This window comes from Bacillus weihaiensis, assembly GCF_001889165.1.
GTDB classification, from domain to species: Bacteria; Bacillota; Bacilli; order Bacillales; family Bacillaceae; genus Metabacillus; species Metabacillus weihaiensis.
Genome location: NZ_CP016020.1, coordinates 3,164,478 through 3,183,719 on the forward strand (window position 1 = coordinate 3,164,478; position 19,242 = coordinate 3,183,719).

Genomic DNA, 19,242 nt, shown 5'->3' on the forward strand with positions numbered 1-19,242 from the left:
AGCTTACTAGCCTTTAATTAATAGATCGGAGGTTACTTCTTTGAAAAATCAATTTTTGGAACATTTAGAGAACAATATTTTAATTGGTGATGGTGCAATGGGCACCATGCTTTACGCTCATGGTGTTGACCGTTGCTTTGAGGAGTTAAATTTATCGAAGCCAGACGATGTAAAGCATGTTCACCAAGCCTACATCCAGGCAGGAGCAAATCTCATTCAAACAAATACCTATGGGGCAAATGATATTAAGCTGTCTCGCTACAGTTTAGAAGATGATATTCGTAAAATTAATAAACGTGCCGTTGAAATTGCTAGAAGTGCTGCACAAGACTCTACCTATGTGTTTGGTACGATAGGTGGAATCCGCTCCTTTAAGAAAAGTGCGCATTCCATTGATGAACTAAAACGTAACTTTAGAGAACAGCTCTTCCTTCTGTTAGGTGAGGACGTTGATGGGATCTTACTCGAGACATACTATGATTTTGAAGAAATAAAAACCGTGCTACAAATTGCTCGTAAAGAAACGACAAAACCAATTATTGCAAATGTTTCTCTCCATGAGGCTGGTGTGTTACAGGATGGAACCCCCTTAACAGATGGATTACTAGTGTTAGAAGATTTAGGAGCAAATGTAGTTGGACTTAACTGTAGACTTGGTCCATACCACATGCTTCAATCTCTTGAAGAGGTACCTATACTAGAAGAAGCCTATTTATCTGTGTTTCCAAATAGTAGTTTGCCTGCATTAAATGAAGGCAGACTTGTCTATGAATCGGACGAAAGCTACTTTAAAGAAAGTGCTATCAAATTCCGTGACCAAGGGGTTCGTTTAATCGGCGGGTGCTGCGGAACGACTCCAACACATATTAAAGCAATGGCTGAGGCAGTAGCGAATCTTGCACCGATTACAACAAAGGAAGTGCGTGTCCCTAAGAGCGAAACCGTGACCGTACAGGATACCGGGGATGATAACGCTCCTCCTCTACAAGAAATAGTCAGGGAACGACGCTCGATTATCGTAGAGCTCGATCCTCCGAAAAAACTTGGAATGACCAGATTCTTAGAAGGAGCACAAGCTCTTCATGATGCGGGTATCGACGCCTTAACCCTTGCAGATAATTCATTGGCATCTCCAAGGGTCAGTAATCTCGCTGCTGGAATATTAACAAAGGAAAAAACGGGAGCACGTACTTTAATTCATCTTACATGTCGAGATCGAAATCTCATTGGCTTACAATCCCATCTAATGGGCCTTCATTCCTTAGGTATACACGATGTGTTAGCCATCACTGGAGACCCATCTAAAATTGGAGATTTCCCTGGAGCAACCTCAGTATATGATGTCTCCTCTTTTGATCTTATTAGCTTAATTAAGCAATTTAATAACGGTGTTTCCTATTCTGGGAAGCCATTAGGAGCGAAAACAAACTTTTCCGTTGCAGGTGCATTTAATCCTAACGTTCGCCATCTAGATAAAGCGGTGTTGCGCCTTGAAAAGAAAATAGCGCATGGTGCTGATTACTTTATCTCACAACCGCTTTATTCCAATCAGCAAATTCTTGATGTTTATAACGAAACAAGGAATTTAAACGCACCGATCTATATCGGGATTATGCCCCTTACATCGAGTCGAAACGCTGAATTTATCCATAACGAAATTCCCGGTATTAAGCTATCAGATGCAATTCGTGAAACCATGGCTGCTGCGGGAACAGATAAAGCGCAAGCTCGAATAGAAGGGCTCGCAATCGCTAAAGACTTAATCGATACAGCATTCGATCTCTTTAATGGGATTTATTTAATCACACCATTTTTACAATATGACCTTACAGTGGAGCTCACACATTACATCCATGAAAAGGAAAAACAACGAGCTGAGAGGAAGATTTCGCATGTGTAGCATTCAAAACGATTTAAAAAATAGAATCCTTGTTCTTGATGGAGCAATGGGAACAATGATTCAAGACGCCAACCTAACGGCAGAAGATTTTGGTGGCGAAGAGTACGATGGATGTAATGAATATTTAACATTAACCGCCCCAAATGTAATTGAACATATACATGAACAATACTTACAAGCAGGGTCTGATATTATTTCAACGAATACATTTGGAGCTACTAGCCTTGTATTAGATGAATATGATTTAGGACACCTTGCTTTAGAATTAAATATTGAATCGGCAAAAATAGCTAAAAGAGCAGCTGAAAAATACAGTTCAAAAGAGAAGCCGAGATATGTGACAGGTGCCATGGGACCAACCACAAAAACCTTGTCTGTCACTGGCGGAACAACCTTCGATACATTAATAGCCAACTACGAAGAGCAAGCACGTGGCTTAATCATTGGGGGAGCAGATTTATTATTACTTGAAACAAGTCAGGATATGTTGAATGTAAAAGCGGGATTCTTAGGCATTCAACAAGCATTCGAGACGACTGGGAAAGAACTTCCCCTCATGATTTCTGGGACAATTGAACCGATGGGAACGACATTAGCTGGTCAAGACATTGAAGCCTTCTATGTCTCCCTCGAGCATATGAAGCCTCTATCTGTTGGACTGAATTGTGCGACTGGACCAGAATTTATGACCGACCATATTCGTACGCTCTCAGGTATAGCCAATACAGCAGTTAGCTGTTATCCAAATGCCGGGCTTCCTGATGAAGAAGGAAATTATCATGAATCACCTGATTCGTTAGCTAAGAAGTTAGTCGGTTTTGCTGAACAAGGCTGGTTAAATATAGTCGGCGGATGCTGTGGAACAACGCCCGAGCATATTAAAGCCATTAGTGAGGCTGTTGCAGCTCTCTCTCCGCGTAAACTAGAAGAGCTTCCAAAAGAACATACAGTTTCTGGTATTGACGCTCTTATCTACGAGGAAGGAATGCGACCTCTTTTCGTTGGAGAACGAACAAATGTTATTGGATCCCGAAAGTTTAAACGACTGATCGCAGAAGGGAAATTCGAGGAAGCCTCTGAAATAGCAAGAGCACAAGTGAAAAACGGAGCACATGTTATTGATATTTGCCTCGCAGATCCAGACCGTGATGAGCTTGAGGATATGGAAAACTTTATCCAAGAAGTTGTCAAAAAAGTGAAAGCTCCACTTGTGATTGATTCTACAGACGAGCTAGTTATAGAACGTGCACTAAAGTATTCACAAGGAAAGGCCATCATTAACTCAATCAACCTAGAGGATGGCGAGGAACGATTCGATGCGATTGTCCCACTAGTGAAAAAATATGGAGGCGCGCTAGTTGTAGGAACAATTGATGAAGTAGGAATGGCTCTAACCGCTGAGAAAAAACTCGAAATAGCGATTCGCTCACACGACCTATTAGTTAAAAAGCATGGTCTTAAAGCAAGCGACCTTATTTTTGATCCACTTGTTTTTCCAGTTGGTACTGGTGATGAACAATATATCGGCTCAGCTAACGAAACGGTTCGAGGAATTCAGCTTATTAAGGAAAAATTACCTGACTGCTTAACCATCCTTGGCGTTAGTAATGTATCGTTTGGTCTCCCTCCTGTTGGTCGTGAAGTCTTAAACGCTGTGTATTTATATCATTGCACACAAGCTGGTCTAGATTATGCAATTGTAAACACAGAAAAGCTTGAACGCTTTGCCTCCATTCCCAAAGAGGAAATTGAGATGGCTGAGAAGCTTCTTTTCAACACAACAGATGAATCACTTGCAACATTTACTAATTTTTATCGTGGGAAGAAAAAAGAGGACAAAAAGCCGGTGCAGAATCTTCCTCTTGAAGAAAGACTTGCTCAATACATTATTGAAGGGACTAAAGAAGGTCTACTTCCTGATTTAGAACGAGCCCTCAAGAAATTTCCTGATCCTCTTTCCATTATTAATGGTCCACTAATGAAAGGGATGGCCGAGGTCGGTGTTTTATTTAATGAAAATCAACTAATCGTTGCTGAAGTATTGCAAAGTGCCGAGGTGATGAAGGCTTCGGTTGCCTACTTAGAGGAATTTATGGAAAAGAAGGATGATAGTGGAAAAGGGAAAATTCTATTAGCAACGGTAAAAGGCGATGTTCATGATATCGGAAAAAATCTAGTGGATATTATCTTAAGTAACAATGGCTACAGAGTTGTTGACCTTGGAATCAAAGTTACACCTCAAACGTTAATTCAAGCGGTAAAAGCAGAAAAACCAGATATTATTGGCCTTTCTGGTTTATTAGTAAAATCGGCTCAACAAATGGTGATTACAGCTCAAGATTTGCATGAAGCAAACTGTGACGTACCAATATTAGTGGGTGGCGCTGCTCTTTCAAGGAAATTCACAAGAATGAAAATTGCTCCTAAATATAATGGACCAGTTGTATACGCAAAGGATGCAATGGATGGACTTTCTCTAGCAAATCAATTGCGAACAACACCTGAGCTCTTTATGAATACGGAAGAGGCTGCTGTTACCGATGAAGCTGTTAAAGGAAAAGCACCTTCCTCAGTCGTAACAGAATTACTTGAAAAACGTGGTCAACTAAGGGAAGCACCAATCTTCCAACCTGTCGATACAAAACGCCATATACTTAAAGACATTCATTTATCGCATATTCTGCCTTATGTGAATATGCAGATGTTAATTGGTCACCATTTAGGTCTAAAGGGAAAAATTAAAAATCTCCTTCAAGAGAAAGACCCTAAAGCGATTGAACTTTCGGAGCTAATCGAGGAACTAATCCAGCTTGGTACAAAAAATCAATGGTTTAAGCCTGCTGCTGTGTATCAATTCTTTCCTTCCTATAGCGAAGGGAATAAGCTTCATATCTTAGATCCTACTGATACATCCATTATTTTAGAGACCTTTGATTTTCCAAGACAGAATAAAGTTCCATATCGTTGTATCTCTGACTATGTTCATCCGAAGAAAGATGGAGAATTTGACTATGTCGCTATGTTTGCAGTAACAGCTGGAAGTCAAATTAGAGAGCTTGCAAGAAGCTTTAAAGACCAGGGAGATTACTTAAAAAGTCATGCTGTTCAAGCTTTAGCGTTGGAATTAGCAGAAGGTCTAGCAGAGCGCACGCATCAGCTTGTACGTGATCGTTGGGGATTCCCAGATGCCCCTGATTTTACAATGGATCAGCGCTTTTCAGCCAAATACCAAGGTCAACGATTCTCTTTTGGTTATCCTGCATGTCCTGATTTGGAGGATCAAGAAAAACTATTCAAGCTAATTAAACCAGAGGATATCGGCATTCAACTAACAGAAGGGTTTATGATGGAACCTGAAGCATCTGTAACCGCGATCGTCGTCTCCCACCCAGATGCAAAATACTTTAACGTGATGTAGATCTTTTGTTATTAATAGAAAATAAAAACACTGGCACAAATAATGACTTATCGCCCTAACCAGGTAAAAATAGAAGAAGGCCAATCCATCATCATGTGGATTGGCCTTCTATTATTAAAATGGAGTAAGTATTCACTACTTACCTACTTTTAGTAGCTACCTTTAAACCCTTACTAGACCACGAAATCCCCTTGCAGCATAATAAGAATCTGCTCCGTTATGATAAACAAATACATGTCCATATCTTAAATCACAAAAAAGAGCACCACCACGGGCTCTAATGTCATCCGGAGTTTTCACCCAGCTCGACGTTTTCTTGTCAAAGCTTTCTAGCTTTTGCAGCTCTCGATATTGTTCTTCTGTCAATAATTCAATCCCCATGGCAACAGTCATATCAATGGCACTAGTTTCTGGTTTATGTTTTTTACGGGATTCTAACGCTTCACGGTCATAGCATACACTTCTTCGACCTTTTGGACTTTCAGGTGAACAATCAATGAAAAGATATTCCTCACTTTTTCGATCATAGCCGACAACATCAGGCTCCCCTTCTGTTTTTTCCATTTCATGTAACGACCAAAGCTTTTTAGGCATAGCAAGTAGCCTTTCTTGGACATTCTCCCATTTTAAGTCTTTATGACGATGCATATTTTTCTCAAAACGTGCACTTAACACAGATAACAGCTCGTCCATTTCTTCCTTTGCCAGCTCCATTGATTGATTATAAGTCATGATCCTTCCTCCTCATTTCTATTTCATTCATTACACTGATTAATCTTTCTGTTCCTTTTTATAACGCAGCTTTTCTATCTCCGATTTTTCAAAATTGACCACTGTAAGTCCAATACGAATTAATACCATCAGCATTACCCCTGTGCCAACAACAAGATAAATCATCGTAAACCATTTCCCTAAATCTGTGAGTGGAAGTAAGCCTGAGCTTACACTTGTTGGAATTAAGCTAATGAAAGCAAAATAAAATGAATCAAGTAACGACCATCCTTCAATACCATTATAAAATAAGGTTCCTGATAATAAGATGAGGAACAATGTAGCAAGCAATGACCGAAACAGAGGTTCCTTGATTAAGGTGAAAACAGCCTTTATTAATCTCTTTAACGTTAATAGAAATGAAATCATGTAACTTCTCCCTATAGACAATTTCTATAATTTTACTCCATCTATTATATCATGAATACATTTTACTCCACATGTAAGCATGACACTCACTTCATATATTTCACCCCCATTTTGGTCACCACAGCTAACTTTGTCCTACCATCAACCTATCGTTTAGTCCTTTCCACCCAATTATCCTATTAATCGTTTTACCTCCTACCTCTTTGGGAAAAGGACAAGCAAGGAACATAGTTTTTCAACCAATTTCACATAATAAAGAACAGGTTCATCACTTAAGGAGGAATGTACTTTGAGTAATAATCAAAAACATCAAACAATGCCTGCACAGCATCAAGATGTGCAACCCGGACATGAAGATGAAATGAATCCAAAGCCTACTTTCGATGATTCAAGCTATACAGGCAGCGGAAAATTAAAAGATAAAGTAGTAATCATTACAGGTGGAGATAGTGGAATCGGACGAGCGGTTTCCGTGTTTTACGCTAAGGAAGGCGCACATGTGGCTATATCATATTTAAATGAACATGAAGATGCTGAGGAAACAAAGAAGCAAGTTGAAGCGTTAGGACAAAAATGCTTACTACTCCCAGGAGATATTGGCGATGAGGCTTTCTGTAACCAACTTGTAGACAAAACGATTGATACCTTTGGAAAGCTTGATATTTTAGTCAATAATGCTGCTGAGCAACACCCTCAAAAAGGTATTGAAGATATTACGAGTGAGCAGCTCGAACGTACTTTCAAAACAAATATCTTTTCGTTCTTTTACTTAACTAAGGCAGCCCTTCCTCATTTAAAACAAGGGAGCGCCATTGTGAATACATCTTCTGTTACAGCCTATGCAGGAAACGAGCAGCTGATTGATTACTCGTCAACAAAGGGTGCGATTACGAGCTTTACCCGCTCACTTGCATTATCCTTAGCAGGTAAAGGAATTCGTGTAAATGCTGTGGCACCAGGTCCAATTTGGACACCACTTATTCCGTCGACCTTCCCAGCAGACCAGGTTGCATCATTCGGGGCCAATACACCAATGAAACGCCCTGGTCAGCCTGAGGAGCTAGCACCAGCATACGTATACTTAGCAAGTGACGATTCTTCCTACATGACTGGTCAGGTCCTACATGTTAATGGTGGGAAGATTGTGAACGGCTAAAGAGAATAGCACATTTACATTTAAAAGGCATAGACGGTGAATCTGTCGTCTATGCCTTATTCTAGCGCCTTACTTAAAAGAGAGGGTGAAATGCGAGCTATTTTCGCTTTTCGACCATTTATTTTCGAATTTGAGCATTTTATTTTCGCTTTTGGCGTTTTTATTTTCGATTTCTAGCATTTATTAACGAAAATCATGACTTTATTCACTTTTCGACAAAAACCGACAGATTCACACCCCCACCGACTCTCGAGTTAGCCCACTTTCTTCCCTTTTCTCCTAGCCAAGATTAAAAATCCTATAAATAACGTAGGGACAAGGATAAACACACTTAATAAAGGAATATTGAAGCCTGTATTTTCTTTTATCTCATAGATTTCAGACACTTCACGTTCAAGGATAAATTCATATTCTCCATTCTCCTCTGAGAACGTATCACCTGTTAATAACCCTTGAAGCTTTTTGTCATCCGCTATTTCACTCGCTTGAATTCTCACCTTTTGTGTTTTCGTTGAATTGTTAATTGCAACAAGAATAGATTCTCCTTCAAAAGTACGTTTGAAGATCATCATTCCATCCTGTTCATAAAGGACGTTGAAATCTCCTTTTGATAAAGCCGGTAAATTATTTCTAATCGTCGCAAGCTTACCAATGTATTCAATTAATTCCTCATCTGACTGGAAATTCATTAACGGACGATTTGTTGGAGGCTCGGCCCCATCGACTGCAATTTCAGAGCCATAATAAACAAATGGCGTACCGGGTATTGTGTATAAGAAAGAAAAAGCTAGCTTAAAGCGATTACCTGGATGCTGATTTTGTTCAATTGCATAGCGAGTAAAACGGACGGTTTCATCATTATCAAAATAATTGGTTATCCTATTTGGAGTATGTTGAACAAGATTAATTAATGAATCTTGGGGTTGATCCACATTAGAAAAAGTTTCGGTCCCGATTTTATAGAACGGTTTATTAAGGATTGAATCAAAGCCTGCTTCTAAATAAGCAGCAAGTTTTTTTTCATCGTAAGCTTTGAAAGTACCAACCAAATAAAGCTCTTCTTCCTTTACCTCTTGGAGAACGCTTTCCCAATACGTTGCATCAAATAAGTCTGCATAGTGAAGATAAAAGCCGTCGATATTAGCTTCAACTAACCATTTTTGCGTGAATGCTAGTAGATTGTCTTTTCCTTTATTTGAACTTAGATCAAGTCTTTCTAGATCAAATTCTACCATCACAAGAAGCTCCTGTTTATGCGCTTCGTCAACTAGAGCCTTTAAATCCTCTACTGTTCCATAATGAGAATCAATTCTTTCACCTTCAAAGCCTTCTTCAAAAATAGATGATAAGATAAGGGTTGAGAACCCCATATCCTTTATATACTGGATTTTTTTCGTTAACCCTTCCAAATCACCGCCATGATAGGCTAATGGATCTTCTGGATTGAAATCTTCTCCGTCATTATGTGGATTTCCATTATGAAAACGATCCACTTCTACGTAATACGCCGTTTCCTCTTGCCAGTCTTTTTGATCTTTCGTTTCAGCCTGTACAGCTTGAACAGACAGAAGCAGCATGAATGTTATGAATACAGATACTATTCGTTTACCCATCTTATTATCAATTCCTCCATCTAATCTAAATCACTCTGCCTTTAAGAGTATCGTTTTCTGTTATAAATCGTCAAATCTTTATTATGAAGTTCTCTTACTCTCTCCCCCTTCGTCGATGAATGACTTTTCGATATTCTAAAGGACTTAACCCCTCTAATCGTTTAAATAGCTTCGAAAAATAGGTTGTATCAACAATTCCAACCTCTTGAGATATATAAGAAATTTTACTTTCTGTTGTTGCTAATAATTTTTTTGCTACATTCATACGATGTTTATTTAAATATAAGTTTGGAGTCATGCCAATAATTTTTTGCATGCACCGTGTAATATAATCAGGATGAAAATGAATCGCTTTTGCCAGATCATCCATTTTCATTTCTTCTTTATAGGCAGACTGAATATAAGCAATTGTTTGTTCTACGACTTTTTCAGCAGCCGTAGGAATGTTGCAAGCTTCCTTTTGTAAATGTAATAAAAATTCTTGAAAAAGGAGCTGCTGCCTCAAATGGAAATCCGGTGTTTGTTCATCTATATCCATCAACCCTTCAAAAAGGTTCTCTATATAAACTTGATTTTCAATTTCACCATAAGTAGGCAAGCAAAATCTGTAAAGTGAAGGTTTGACATAATCTCCTTCAGTTACTTTCATATCAGCCCAGTTTTCCAATCCACTCTCCGTTAAGTCATATTCAGTCGGAATAAGAAAATGAAACCAAATATACTCTGTCTTCACCTTACAGCCTTTATGACCATAATGCTCAAAGCCTGGAACCAACATGATGTATTGTCCTTTTCGAATGGAGTATGCTTGTTCATCCTCGGTTAAAAACAGCTCACCTTCTTTTACATAAATTAAATCAAAGACATTAAAAACTCTACGGAAATGCTTATTTCCCTTTTCAAAAATTGCGTAACCACCCTTAATCAAGGTAGGAAAAGGGGGGGCAAAGAATTCAATATAGGACAAAACACATCACCTCTTATGGTCGGATATTTCCAAAAGTTATCGACTTGCTCTCTTTCTATTATAACGTAATCTCTGTAAACTAAGTTGAGATTGTTAACGTTTTTAAAGAGGAGCTGATCTAATGTCGTTAACAAAACAAGATCGTAAAATCACATTATTTGCACTTACTTGGCCTATTTTCATAGAGGTTATGCTACACATGCTTATGGGGAACGCTGATACATTAATGTTAAGTCAATATTCAGATGACTCAGTAGCTGCTGTAGGGGTTTCAAATCAAATCTTATTCCTGCTCATCGTCATGTTTGGATTTATTGCCACAGGCACAACGATTTTAGTTGCTCAATATCTGGGTGCTAACAATTATAAAGATGCAAAAGAAATCTCATCCGTTTCTTTATCAGCTAACCTACTCTTTAGCCTGATTATCAGTGTTGTGATCGTGCTTACGAGTGAAGATATATTGCTTTTGATGAACATACCTCAAGAACTACTACCTGAAGCTACGTTTTACTTACAGGTCGTTGGAGGATTTTCTTTCATTCAAGCTCTCATTATGACAGCTGGAGCCATACTGAAAAGCTACGGCTACACAAAGGATACAATGTATTTAACAATCGGAATGAATCTCTTAAACATTATCGGAAACTATTTCTTTATTTTTGGTCCATTTGGTATTCCAGTTTTAGGGGTACAGGGTGTTGCGATTTCGACCGTCACGTCTCGGATAGTTGGATTAATTGTCATCTTAGTTATATTAAAGCGTCGAGTTCATTTCACCCTCTCATTAAAGAAAATCTTTGCTTTACCAGGTCACCATTTGAAAAACCTCCTACGAATTGGAGTACCAACAGCAGGAGAACAATTCTCCTACAATACTTCTCAAATGATGATTACGGTTTTCATTACTATGCTTGGCACACATGCACTAACTACGAAAATTTATACCCAAAACTTAATGATGCTCATCTTGTTGTTTAGTTTAGCGGTTAGTCAGGGAACTCAAATATTAATTGGCTATTTAATTGGAGCAAAAGAGTACGACGCGGCCTACAAACGTTGTTTATCAAGTCTCTACGCTGGTGTCATAATCTCAACAGTTATGGCTATCATTTTCACACTCTTTTCTAAGCAATTACTAGGTATTTTCACAACAGATGAAAGAATACTTGAAACGGGTGCCATCTTAATTCTATTTACAATTATCCTTGAACCTGGTCGAGCATTTAACATGATTATCATTAGCTCTTTACGTGCCGCAGGAGATATCAAATTCCCAACCTATATGGGCATTTTATCAATGTGGGGTATTAGTGTCCCCATTGCCTATGTTTTAGGAATTCATTTTGAGCTAGGTTTAGTAGGTATTTGGGTTGCCTTTATTGCCGATGAGTGGTTTAGAGGCATTATTATGCTAGCAAGATGGAAATCTCGTATTTGGGAAAGAAAGCAATTTGCAACTAGCAAGCCTTTACCTGCTAGTTAATCTACTTAGGAGAGGCTCAGACAGAAATGCCCGGCACCTTAACGGACAAACTATGTGTACGCACTGATTTATCTAAGTGTATACATTAGATTGTATCAGAGGGTGCCTGGCTCTTTTTTTGTCCAGAAACGTGCCAAACTGCTATTAACAAGAACAATAATCAAGTAAACACCACATAGGTTACTAGTAGTCTAAGCTGTTCTTCATAATTTCCAAATCATCAGCATACATAAATTGTACAAACATTCTCTCATCCCCTATAATCATTGGTAGAAATGGAGGTACGATATGAAGCTTGATGAAAACATTTTTAAACTATTCGTTCTTTGGTATGTCATCGGGGTTGTTTTATTAACCTTTGACCTTATTCCTCCATATCTTGAATGGGCAAATGTTGTTTTCTTAGTACTCGCCGGTACTATTGGAGGAATTTATTTCACTCACACATTTGGCAGAAAGATGGGCTTTTCCATAAGCATATTTGTGATTCTTTTTTCCATTGCCGCAGAGCACCTTGGAGTGGAATATGGTCTCTTATTTGGAGATTATTATTACACGAGTGATTTTGGTCCTCAAATCTTAGGAGTGCCTGTTGCCATCGGCTTTGCTTGGCTGCTTGTCATTGCTGGTACCCACGCTATTACGAAAGTCATAATAGGTGAAACGCGTTTCTTATCTTTTACAATAGTCGCTTCTTTATTAACGGTATTGATTGACTTAATCATTGATCCTGTCGCTTTCGAGGTAAAGCATTATTGGGTCTGGAATGCAGAAAGCTTTTACTATAACGTCCCGATGTCTAACTTTATAGGCTGGTTTGTAGTCGGTTACTTTATCCATTCTGTTATTTATCTAGTAACAATGAAACAACCCATCGTTTACTCAAAATGGCATTCACGAATGGTTCTCGTTTACTTTCTTGTATTAGCTATGTTTGTCTTACTAGCCGCCATTCACACTTTATGGTTAGCGGTCTTATTAACAGGTTCCCTCGCATTACTCACCCTGTTTTTCTATATTCGAAACCGAAATGAGGGAACTCCAGCGTGATGGAAGCAACTAAACGAGCTTGGTTTGAAGCCTTGTTTGACCTTTATAATCATAGATTACTAAAAAAACATTTTCACACAATTTACTTATCTTCATCATCAGCTATCCCTTTACCATCACAAGCTGTTTTTTGTATAAATCATAGCTCTTGGTGGGATGCATTGGTTCTCTTTCACTTAAACCGTCATGTCTTACATAAGGATTTATATGTCATGATGCATGAAAAGGGGATAACAGAGTACCCTTTTTTTAGGAAGCTTGGTGCCTTCTCCGTTAATCGAGCTAAACCAAGAGATATCATTCGCTCCCTATCTTATAGTGGGAAACTACTACAAGAGGGGAAAACTGTCGGTCTATTTCCACAGGGGGATGAGTTTCATTTAGAAAAACGCCCCTTGCAGTTTTTACCAGGAAGTATTTCCTTAATTGAAAAATATAAGCAGATCCCCCTCCTCCCGATCTGTTTTTATTATAGCTTTGGTCATGTAAAAAATCCTGAAGTCTATATCCATATTGGTGAACCTATATACTATGATCAATTACAAGGGAATAAACGAAAAGATAAAAATACTGCTTTAGAAAGAATGTATACGTTACAGCTTGATAAACTTAGAGAATTAGTGATTAACGAAAAAGTCGACTCTTTTCACCCAATACTTTAAGAACGTTAGGAATGGAAAATATGAAAAAAGTTGCCGTTATTGGAGCTGGGCTTGGCGGCTTATCTGCTGCTATCTCATTAGCAACAAAAGGCTATTCTGTTGAACTATTTGAAAAGAACAATCATTGTGGTGGAAAATTAATGCCGTATGAGCTTGGGACACATAAATTTGATTTTGGTCCAAATACCATTACGATGCCAGATGTATTTAAACAGGTTTTTGCACTTGCTTCAGAAAATCCAGATGACTATGTAACCTTTAAAAAACTGAATGTGCATACAAGAAATTCGTTTGCAGACGGTAGCCACTTCGATTTCACGAGCGACCGGTCATTGATGAAAAACCAATTAGTAGAGCTTGATTCTTTCGGAGAAGCACATTATGATTCATTCATTAAAGAAATTACAAGGCTTTACACACTATCAGAAAAGCACTTCTTTTATAAAACGTTTCAATCCTATACAGATTATCTGTCCCCAACGCTAGGGAAGGCTCTTTTACAAGTAAGGCCTTATGAATCTCTTTACCATTTCTTTTCAAGGTATTTCCAGAAGAAAGAAGTACTTGAAGCCTTCTCAAGATATGCTACATACATTGGCTCTTCTCCATATGTAAGTCCAGCAACATTTGCAATGATTGCTTATTTAGAGCTTGTTCAAGGGGTTTATTATATAGAAGGAGGAAATGTCCAGTTAGCTAAAGCCTATGAAAAAGTAGCAAGAAAGTTAGGTATTACTATTCATCTCAATACAAAAGTAACGAAAATGAATGTAACAAATAAAAAAATCACATCACTTGTCCTAAATGATGCAAAAACAGCTGCATTCGATGAGGTGGTGATGAACGCAGATTTGCTAAAAGCATATCCAGAACTAATACATGAAGATAACCGCCCTCACTTTACAAATAAAAAGCGGGACAAGTATCAACCATCGATATCCGCATTTGTAATCCTAGCTGGTTTATCGCATAGAAATAAAGGGCTTCTTCATCATAATGTCTTCTTCTCACGTGATTATGAAAAAGAATTTAATGACCTCTTTCAATCTGGAAGTTATAGCTGGGAGCCAACGATCTATATTAGTAATAGTTCCTATACAGATCAGAGCCAGTCACCTGATGGAGATAATTTATTTATTCTTGTGAATGCACCTGCACTACATCAAGATGGTGAATTAGGGGTAGACCCTGAAGCTTACAAACAGATGATTTATGATCAATTAGAAAAAAGGGGTGTGCAGATACGAGACTTTTTAGTAGAAGAAAAAGTCATTACACCTAAAGATATTGAGGAAAAATTCGGTGCCTATCGTGGAGCCCTCTACGGACTTGCCAGTAACAAAAAAATTGACGCCTTTTTACGACCTAGTAATTTCGCGAAAGATATAGTGAATTTATCATTTGTAGGTGGAAGCACTCATCCAGGAGGCGGATCACCGATGGTTGTTATTAGTGGATTAAATGTGGCACATGCATTGGGTAATCGGTTATGAGAGCCATTTCCTAGGTAGATCAATCAAAAAACAGCAGCTCAATTCTTTCATGAGATGCTGTTTTTGATTTCTAACAATCTCCTATCCTGATATACTCTCTAGGATCATCGATTTTTCTTCATTCGTGACAAACTGTTTCTCAGTAAACACTTGATAGTTCTTTTTGCGGATAATGGTTAAAATTTCACGATATAAGAGCGCTGAAGCTTTTACTGGTGTTCGTGCTGATAACGGATAATAATGCATCGTTTCAAGTGCTTTTAAGTAATATCCTTCTGCCTCTTGGGCCATGTGCTCCCAAAGAGTAATAAACGCTGGGTTAATAACAGCCATCTCTAAATCTCTCACATGATATTGATAACGATCCATTAATTCTTTTGGTAGATACATTCGATCTCGATCTAAATCTTCCCCTACATCTCTTAGTATATTCGTTATTTGCATGCCAAGCCCCAGTGCAATTGCCCCTTCACGAAGTTCATTCACTTTATCCGGAGCCAAAATTGGTAATAGCATTAATCCGACCGAGCTGGCTACATGATATGAATAGGTAACTACCTCATCCATTGAATAGTATTTTGTTTTCACCAAATCCATTCGTTGCCCCTTTATCATATCAAAAAATGCCGCTTCCTCTAATTGATACTTCTTAAAAGCATCTTTCAACGCAATCCACATGAATTCATGAGCATCATGTGGAATACTGCCTTTTAGGAATTTCTTAAAGTTCATTTCAAATTGTTGTAGCTCCACATGAGGGGCATGCCCTTCATCGACAATATCATCGACAATTCGGCAAAATGCATACACAGCCCATACAGCCTGTTTTTTATCTTTTGGCAATAGGGAGAACGCTTTGAAAAACGTTTTTGAGTGTTGCTTAATTACTTGTTCACATTGTAAATAAGCTGTTTCTACATCAAGCATTTTCTCTCCTCCTCTTCTGTATCACGAAGTAAAGTATCGACCATCATCTTAGCGCCTTGCATAACAATCGGAATTCCACCACCAGGATGGATCGATGCACCTACCGCGTATACATTTTCATACTGCGATGGCTTTGCTTGAGGACGAAACACACCAGATTGAAAAAGAATGGGGGCAATCCCAAAGCTTCCTCCTTCAAATAAACCATCTTGCACCGAATCATTCGGAGTTCTAACTTTTTGCCACACAATATGGTCTCTTAAGTTCGGATAGCCTCTTTTTTCTAGCTCCTCGACAATATCCTCAATAAACTCATGTTCCTTCGACCAATCAATATGAGTACCCGATGGTACCGGAACTAATGTATATAAAACTCCTTTTCCTTCTGGTGCTAGACTTGGATCAATGACTGAAGGATGGAATGAGTAAAAGGAAGGATCAGTAGGAACTATTTTCTTTTCGAATATTTCCCTCATATGGTTTTCAAAATCACTACTCATAAAAAATTGATGCACAGGTGTATCCTGATAAATTTTATCTAAGCCAAAATAAAGCATCACACAGCTAGAGGAAGGTGTATATTTCCGTTGTGTATTCTTCTTTTCCTGTAGTAGCTTTTCAATAACCGGAAAATCTCCATTCAAGATAATTGATTCAGCTTCAATCCATTCATCCTTCCCATTAAGTCCTGTCGCTTTAGACCCGGAATAAGTGAGAGAAGTCACTTCAGTATCTAGCCGAACCTGAATGCCACGACGCTCTATTTCTGTTTGTAACACCTCGACTAAGCTTGCATACCCGCCTTTTAGATAATATATTCCATGCTGGTGTTCACTGAATGAGACTAATGAATAAAGTGCTGGCGATTCATAAGGATTACCACCAATATATAATGATTGGAGAGAATAGGCTAATCTCATGTTTTCTTCTTGAAAATAAGCTTTTAAAGATTGATAGACAGTTCGATAGGCTTTTAATTTCATAAGGGTCTTTACGTTATTTTTTGTCCAGAAATCACGTCTTTTAATAAATGTCCTCTTTATAAAAGCATCCATTCCCTTATCAAATCGAACATTCATATCCTTCATAAATCGTAAGAATCCTTGCTTATCTTTAGGATAAAGTCGCTCTATTTCTGCGATTTGCTTTTCTATGTCTGAGTATTTTTCATAGGAAGTTCCATCTTTAAAATGTATAGAATATAAAGGATCAATCTGTATAAGTTCAAAAGCGTCCGAGGGTACCCCTGCTTCTTCGAGAATACTTGTTAACATATGTGGGAGAAGAACAATAGTTGGTCCTTCATCAATCTTATACTCTCCTTCTCTTACAAATGCCAGCCTGCCACCTAATTGATTACTTTTTTCAAGAATCGTCACATCATATCCCTTTTGATTAAGGAGGAGCGCTGATACCAGTCCACCAATGCCTCCACCAACAATTACTGTCTTCATTTAGCATCCCTCCATTCTACTGGCAGCTTAACGGTCGTTGGTTTTGAATGGTGAAGCTTTTCCATAGCCTCAGTTGTAATCCGAGCTGATTCAAGAATGGTTGGAAGACCGCTACCTGGGTGTGTACCTCCACCAACTAACCAACAGTTCTTTAATTCTTCAAATTCATTATGTGGTCTTAGCACCATCATTTGTGTTAACTGATGCCCCAAATTAAAGGTTGCTCCCTCATAGACAAAAAGATCTTCTTCCCAGTTTTTTGGTGTAATCATTTTTTCTACTTGAATATGCTTCTCCAAGTCTTTATACGCTGTTTTTTCTTCAATTGTTTTTATAACTAGATCTCTAAACTCCTGCTTCTGTTCTTCCCAATCAATCTTGCTAAAGTTACTCGGAACTGGAGCAAGGATGTAAAGTGCAGAGTGTCCTTCAGGTGCTAGTGAATCATCGGTTACACTCGCATTTTGAATATAGATGGAAGGATCCTCTGGCATTGTGAAGGTTTTCGTTATTTCCTCTACATTTTGTTTATAATCCTTTGCAAAAACAATTGTGTGATGAGGAAGGTCATATTGTTTATCTAATCCCAAATAAATCATGAAGGTTGAGCAAGAGTATTTCTTCTTCTTCAATCTCTTTTTTGAATATTTCTTAAGCACTCCATCGTCAACAAGTGTATTCATTGCATGGGCAAAATCTCCATTAATAACCACTTCATCAGAAAAGACTTCTTCCCCATTCTCAAGCTTAACCCCTTTGACCTTTTTGCCATCAAGAAGTAATTTCTTCACACCTTTATTTAAATGAATAGTACCACCGAGTTCTTCAAAAGCAGTAGCCATTGCCTTTGATAGTTGATTCACTCCGCCCTTCGGATGAAAGATACCATACTCATGCTCCATGTAAGACAGAATGGAAAAGGCTCCCGGGCATTCCCAAGGTGACATTCCTAAGTATTTGGATTGAAACGTAAACGAAAGCTTTATTCGTTCATCACTGAAATAGCTGGAGAGTACTTCATATAAGCTTTTTGACACGGTCAATTGCGGAATAGCCTTAAGGACTCTCCATCTAAGATAATGATGAAAACGATCCATCTTACTTTGAAGGATGGGGGTTAAAGCATTCATTTTCTTTCTTGTTTCGTCCATAAATCGTTTATATCCTTCCCCTTCTCCAGGTGAAAGTTCATTTAAGCGACGGATCATTTCTTGTTCATCTCGTGTCATATGAATGGTAGCATCATCGAAAATTAACTGGTACATTTCCTGCAGTTCTATGAGGTCAACATACTCATGAAGATTCTTGCCCGACGCTTGAAAAATCTCCTCTGCAATATGAATCATACTTAAAAAAGTTGGTCCCATATCAAACGTATAGCCGTCTAGCTTAATAGACGCATTTCGTCCACCGATATATCCCTGCTTTTCGAACAAGTCCACTTTATAGCCCTTACTTGCTAACATCATTGCAGCAGCTAATCCACCTGGACCAGCTCCAATGACAATCATTTTTTTCACGATGTATGCCCTCCATAAATTGTACATTTATTATACAAACATTATACATAGTAAACCTATAAAACTCAAATATTTATACCTCATTACTATGTTCAACTCTTTACTAAAGGCTCTTTTCTGACAGATTGTTGCTAAGCAACAGGGTATGAATGATAAGTAAGGTATAATTTCTAAGAAGAAAAGATGCCACTAGTCTTTATTCAACGCTGTTTTCTTCAAATGACTTAAAGCATCAAAGTTTACGAATACAGCCTTATTAAAAGTATGATCTATCACCTTTCCTTTAAAAAATCGTTGTATACTCCCCTATATGTAAAAGATCTCGATTATATGTCCATTCCCTTACCTATTCATATTAAATCATGTCCAACGTTCAAAAGTATTTGCTCATATATGAATAAACAGCAAATACCCGTAACGGATAGTAACAATTACGTTTAATAGAGCCAGACATTT

Annotated in this window: 14 protein-coding genes; 7 read left to right on the forward strand and 7 right to left on the reverse strand. The window is 38.2% G+C overall.

What is annotated here, in order from left to right:
- The first annotated feature begins 97 nt into the window (after nucleotides 1-97).
- Nucleotides 98-1,900 carry a bifunctional homocysteine S-methyltransferase/methylenetetrahydrofolate reductase gene (locus A9C19_RS15345; RefSeq protein WP_233499292.1) on the forward strand — a complete coding sequence of 601 codons (1,803 nt, stop codon included), beginning with the start codon at nucleotides 98-100 and terminating at the stop codon, nucleotides 1,898-1,900.
- Nucleotides 1,893-5,318 carry a methionine synthase gene (metH, locus tag A9C19_RS15350; protein ID WP_072580750.1) on the forward strand — a complete coding sequence of 1,142 codons (3,426 nt, stop codon included), beginning with the start codon at nucleotides 1,893-1,895 and terminating at the stop codon, nucleotides 5,316-5,318. Before A9C19_RS15345 ends, metH begins: the two co-directional genes overlap by 8 nt.
- 162 nt (nucleotides 5,319-5,480) lie before the next feature.
- Here the strand turns inward: metH and A9C19_RS15355 are convergent, their stop codons facing one another.
- Together A9C19_RS15355 and A9C19_RS15360 are read right to left on the reverse strand one after the other, a co-directional pair.
- Entirely contained in the window at nucleotides 5,481-6,050 is a 570-nt protein-coding gene (locus A9C19_RS15355) for a DUF4256 domain-containing protein (RefSeq protein WP_072580751.1), read from the reverse strand.
- Nucleotides 6,051-6,089: 39 nt separating this feature from the next.
- On the reverse strand, nucleotides 6,090-6,458 hold the full coding sequence (locus tag A9C19_RS15360; protein WP_072580752.1) for a potassium channel family protein: 369 nt from the start codon (nucleotides 6,456-6,458) through the stop codon (nucleotides 6,090-6,092).
- A gap of 289 nt (nucleotides 6,459-6,747) precedes the next feature.
- Here A9C19_RS15360 and A9C19_RS15365 point away from each other — a divergent pair, with 289 nt between their 5' ends.
- Nucleotides 6,748-7,614, forward strand: coding sequence for an SDR family oxidoreductase (locus A9C19_RS15365; RefSeq protein WP_072580753.1), 867 nt, complete (start codon nucleotides 6,748-6,750; stop codon nucleotides 7,612-7,614).
- 254 nt (nucleotides 7,615-7,868) lie between these two features.
- On the opposite strand, the gene A9C19_RS15370 is transcribed toward A9C19_RS15365, so the two are convergent.
- The gene (locus tag A9C19_RS15370) at nucleotides 7,869-9,227 is read right to left on the reverse strand and encodes an alpha-amylase family glycosyl hydrolase (protein ID WP_072580754.1); all 1,359 of its coding nucleotides are present in this window, start codon (nucleotides 9,225-9,227) and stop codon (nucleotides 7,869-7,871) included.
- 94 nt (nucleotides 9,228-9,321) lie between these two features.
- A complete protein-coding gene (locus A9C19_RS15375) occupies nucleotides 9,322-10,194 on the reverse strand; it encodes a helix-turn-helix transcriptional regulator (protein ID WP_072580755.1) in 873 nt (290 codons plus the stop codon).
- A gap of 121 nt (nucleotides 10,195-10,315) precedes the next feature.
- On the opposite strand from A9C19_RS15375, the gene A9C19_RS15380 reads away from it, so the two are divergent.
- From A9C19_RS15380 to A9C19_RS15395, 4 genes are all read left to right on the forward strand, one after another.
- Entirely contained in the window at nucleotides 10,316-11,680 is a 1,365-nt protein-coding gene (locus A9C19_RS15380) for an MATE family efflux transporter (RefSeq protein ID WP_072580756.1), read from the forward strand.
- Between the two features lie 288 nt (nucleotides 11,681-11,968).
- Complete coding sequence (locus tag A9C19_RS15385) at nucleotides 11,969-12,730, forward strand: carotenoid biosynthesis protein (RefSeq protein WP_072580757.1); 762 nt, start codon at nucleotides 11,969-11,971, stop codon at nucleotides 12,728-12,730.
- Nucleotides 12,730-13,392 (forward strand): lysophospholipid acyltransferase family protein, encoded by a 663-nt coding sequence (locus A9C19_RS15390; protein WP_233499189.1) that lies wholly within the window; start codon nucleotides 12,730-12,732, stop codon nucleotides 13,390-13,392. The genes A9C19_RS15385 and A9C19_RS15390 overlap by 1 nt, the downstream gene beginning before the upstream one ends.
- Before the next feature lie 20 nt (nucleotides 13,393-13,412).
- A complete protein-coding gene (locus A9C19_RS15395; RefSeq protein ID WP_072580759.1) occupies nucleotides 13,413-14,885 on the forward strand; it encodes a phytoene desaturase family protein in 1,473 nt (490 codons plus the stop codon).
- 81 nt (nucleotides 14,886-14,966) lie between these two features.
- Here A9C19_RS15395 and A9C19_RS15400 read toward each other — a convergent pair whose 3' ends face one another.
- The 3 genes from A9C19_RS15400 to A9C19_RS15410 are packed head-to-tail and all read right to left on the reverse strand — an operon-like array spanning nucleotide 14,967 to nucleotide 18,777.
- Nucleotides 14,967-15,812 carry a phytoene/squalene synthase family protein gene (locus A9C19_RS15400; protein ID WP_072580760.1) on the reverse strand — a complete coding sequence of 282 codons (846 nt, stop codon included), beginning with the start codon at nucleotides 15,810-15,812 and terminating at the stop codon, nucleotides 14,967-14,969.
- Nucleotides 15,800-17,266 carry a phytoene desaturase family protein gene (locus A9C19_RS15405; protein ID WP_072580761.1) on the reverse strand — a complete coding sequence of 489 codons (1,467 nt, stop codon included), beginning with the start codon at nucleotides 17,264-17,266 and terminating at the stop codon, nucleotides 15,800-15,802. The genes A9C19_RS15400 and A9C19_RS15405 overlap by 13 nt, the downstream gene beginning before the upstream one ends.
- Nucleotides 17,263-18,777: a phytoene desaturase family protein gene (locus A9C19_RS15410; RefSeq protein WP_233499294.1), complete on the reverse strand. Its 1,515-nt coding sequence runs from the start codon at nucleotides 18,775-18,777 to the stop codon at nucleotides 17,263-17,265. The genes A9C19_RS15405 and A9C19_RS15410 overlap by 4 nt, the downstream gene beginning before the upstream one ends.
- Nucleotides 18,778-19,242 lie beyond the last annotated feature (465 nt).

Bases quoted from the DNA above. Each gene is read 5' to 3' on its own strand.
- A9C19_RS15345 (WP_233499292.1), top strand. From the start codon at position 98: ATGGGCACCATGCTTTACGCTCATGGTGTTGACCGTTGCTTTGAGGAG.
- metH (WP_072580750.1), top strand. From the start codon at position 1,893: ATGTGTAGCATTCAAAACGATTTAAAAAATAGAATCCTTGTTCTTGAT.
- A9C19_RS15355 (WP_072580751.1), bottom strand. From the start codon at position 6,050: ATGACTTATAATCAATCAATGGAGCTGGCAAAGGAAGAAATGGACGAG.
- A9C19_RS15360 (WP_072580752.1), bottom strand. From the start codon at position 6,458: ATGATTTCATTTCTATTAACGTTAAAGAGATTAATAAAGGCTGTTTTC.
- A9C19_RS15370 (WP_072580754.1), bottom strand. From the start codon at position 9,227: ATGGGTAAACGAATAGTATCTGTATTCATAACATTCATGCTGCTTCTG.
- A9C19_RS15380 (WP_072580756.1), top strand. From the start codon at position 10,316: ATGTCGTTAACAAAACAAGATCGTAAAATCACATTATTTGCACTTACT.
- A9C19_RS15385 (WP_072580757.1), top strand. From the start codon at position 11,969: ATGAAGCTTGATGAAAACATTTTTAAACTATTCGTTCTTTGGTATGTC.
- A9C19_RS15390 (WP_233499189.1), top strand. From the start codon at position 12,730: ATGGAAGCAACTAAACGAGCTTGGTTTGAAGCCTTGTTTGACCTTTAT.
- A9C19_RS15395 (WP_072580759.1), top strand. From the start codon at position 13,413: ATGAAAAAAGTTGCCGTTATTGGAGCTGGGCTTGGCGGCTTATCTGCT.
- A9C19_RS15400 (WP_072580760.1), bottom strand. From the start codon at position 15,812: ATGCTTGATGTAGAAACAGCTTATTTACAATGTGAACAAGTAATTAAG.
- A9C19_RS15405 (WP_072580761.1), bottom strand. From the start codon at position 17,266: ATGAAGACAGTAATTGTTGGTGGAGGCATTGGTGGACTGGTATCAGCG.
- A9C19_RS15410 (WP_233499294.1), bottom strand. From the start codon at position 18,777: ATGATTGTCATTGGAGCTGGTCCAGGTGGATTAGCTGCTGCAATGATG.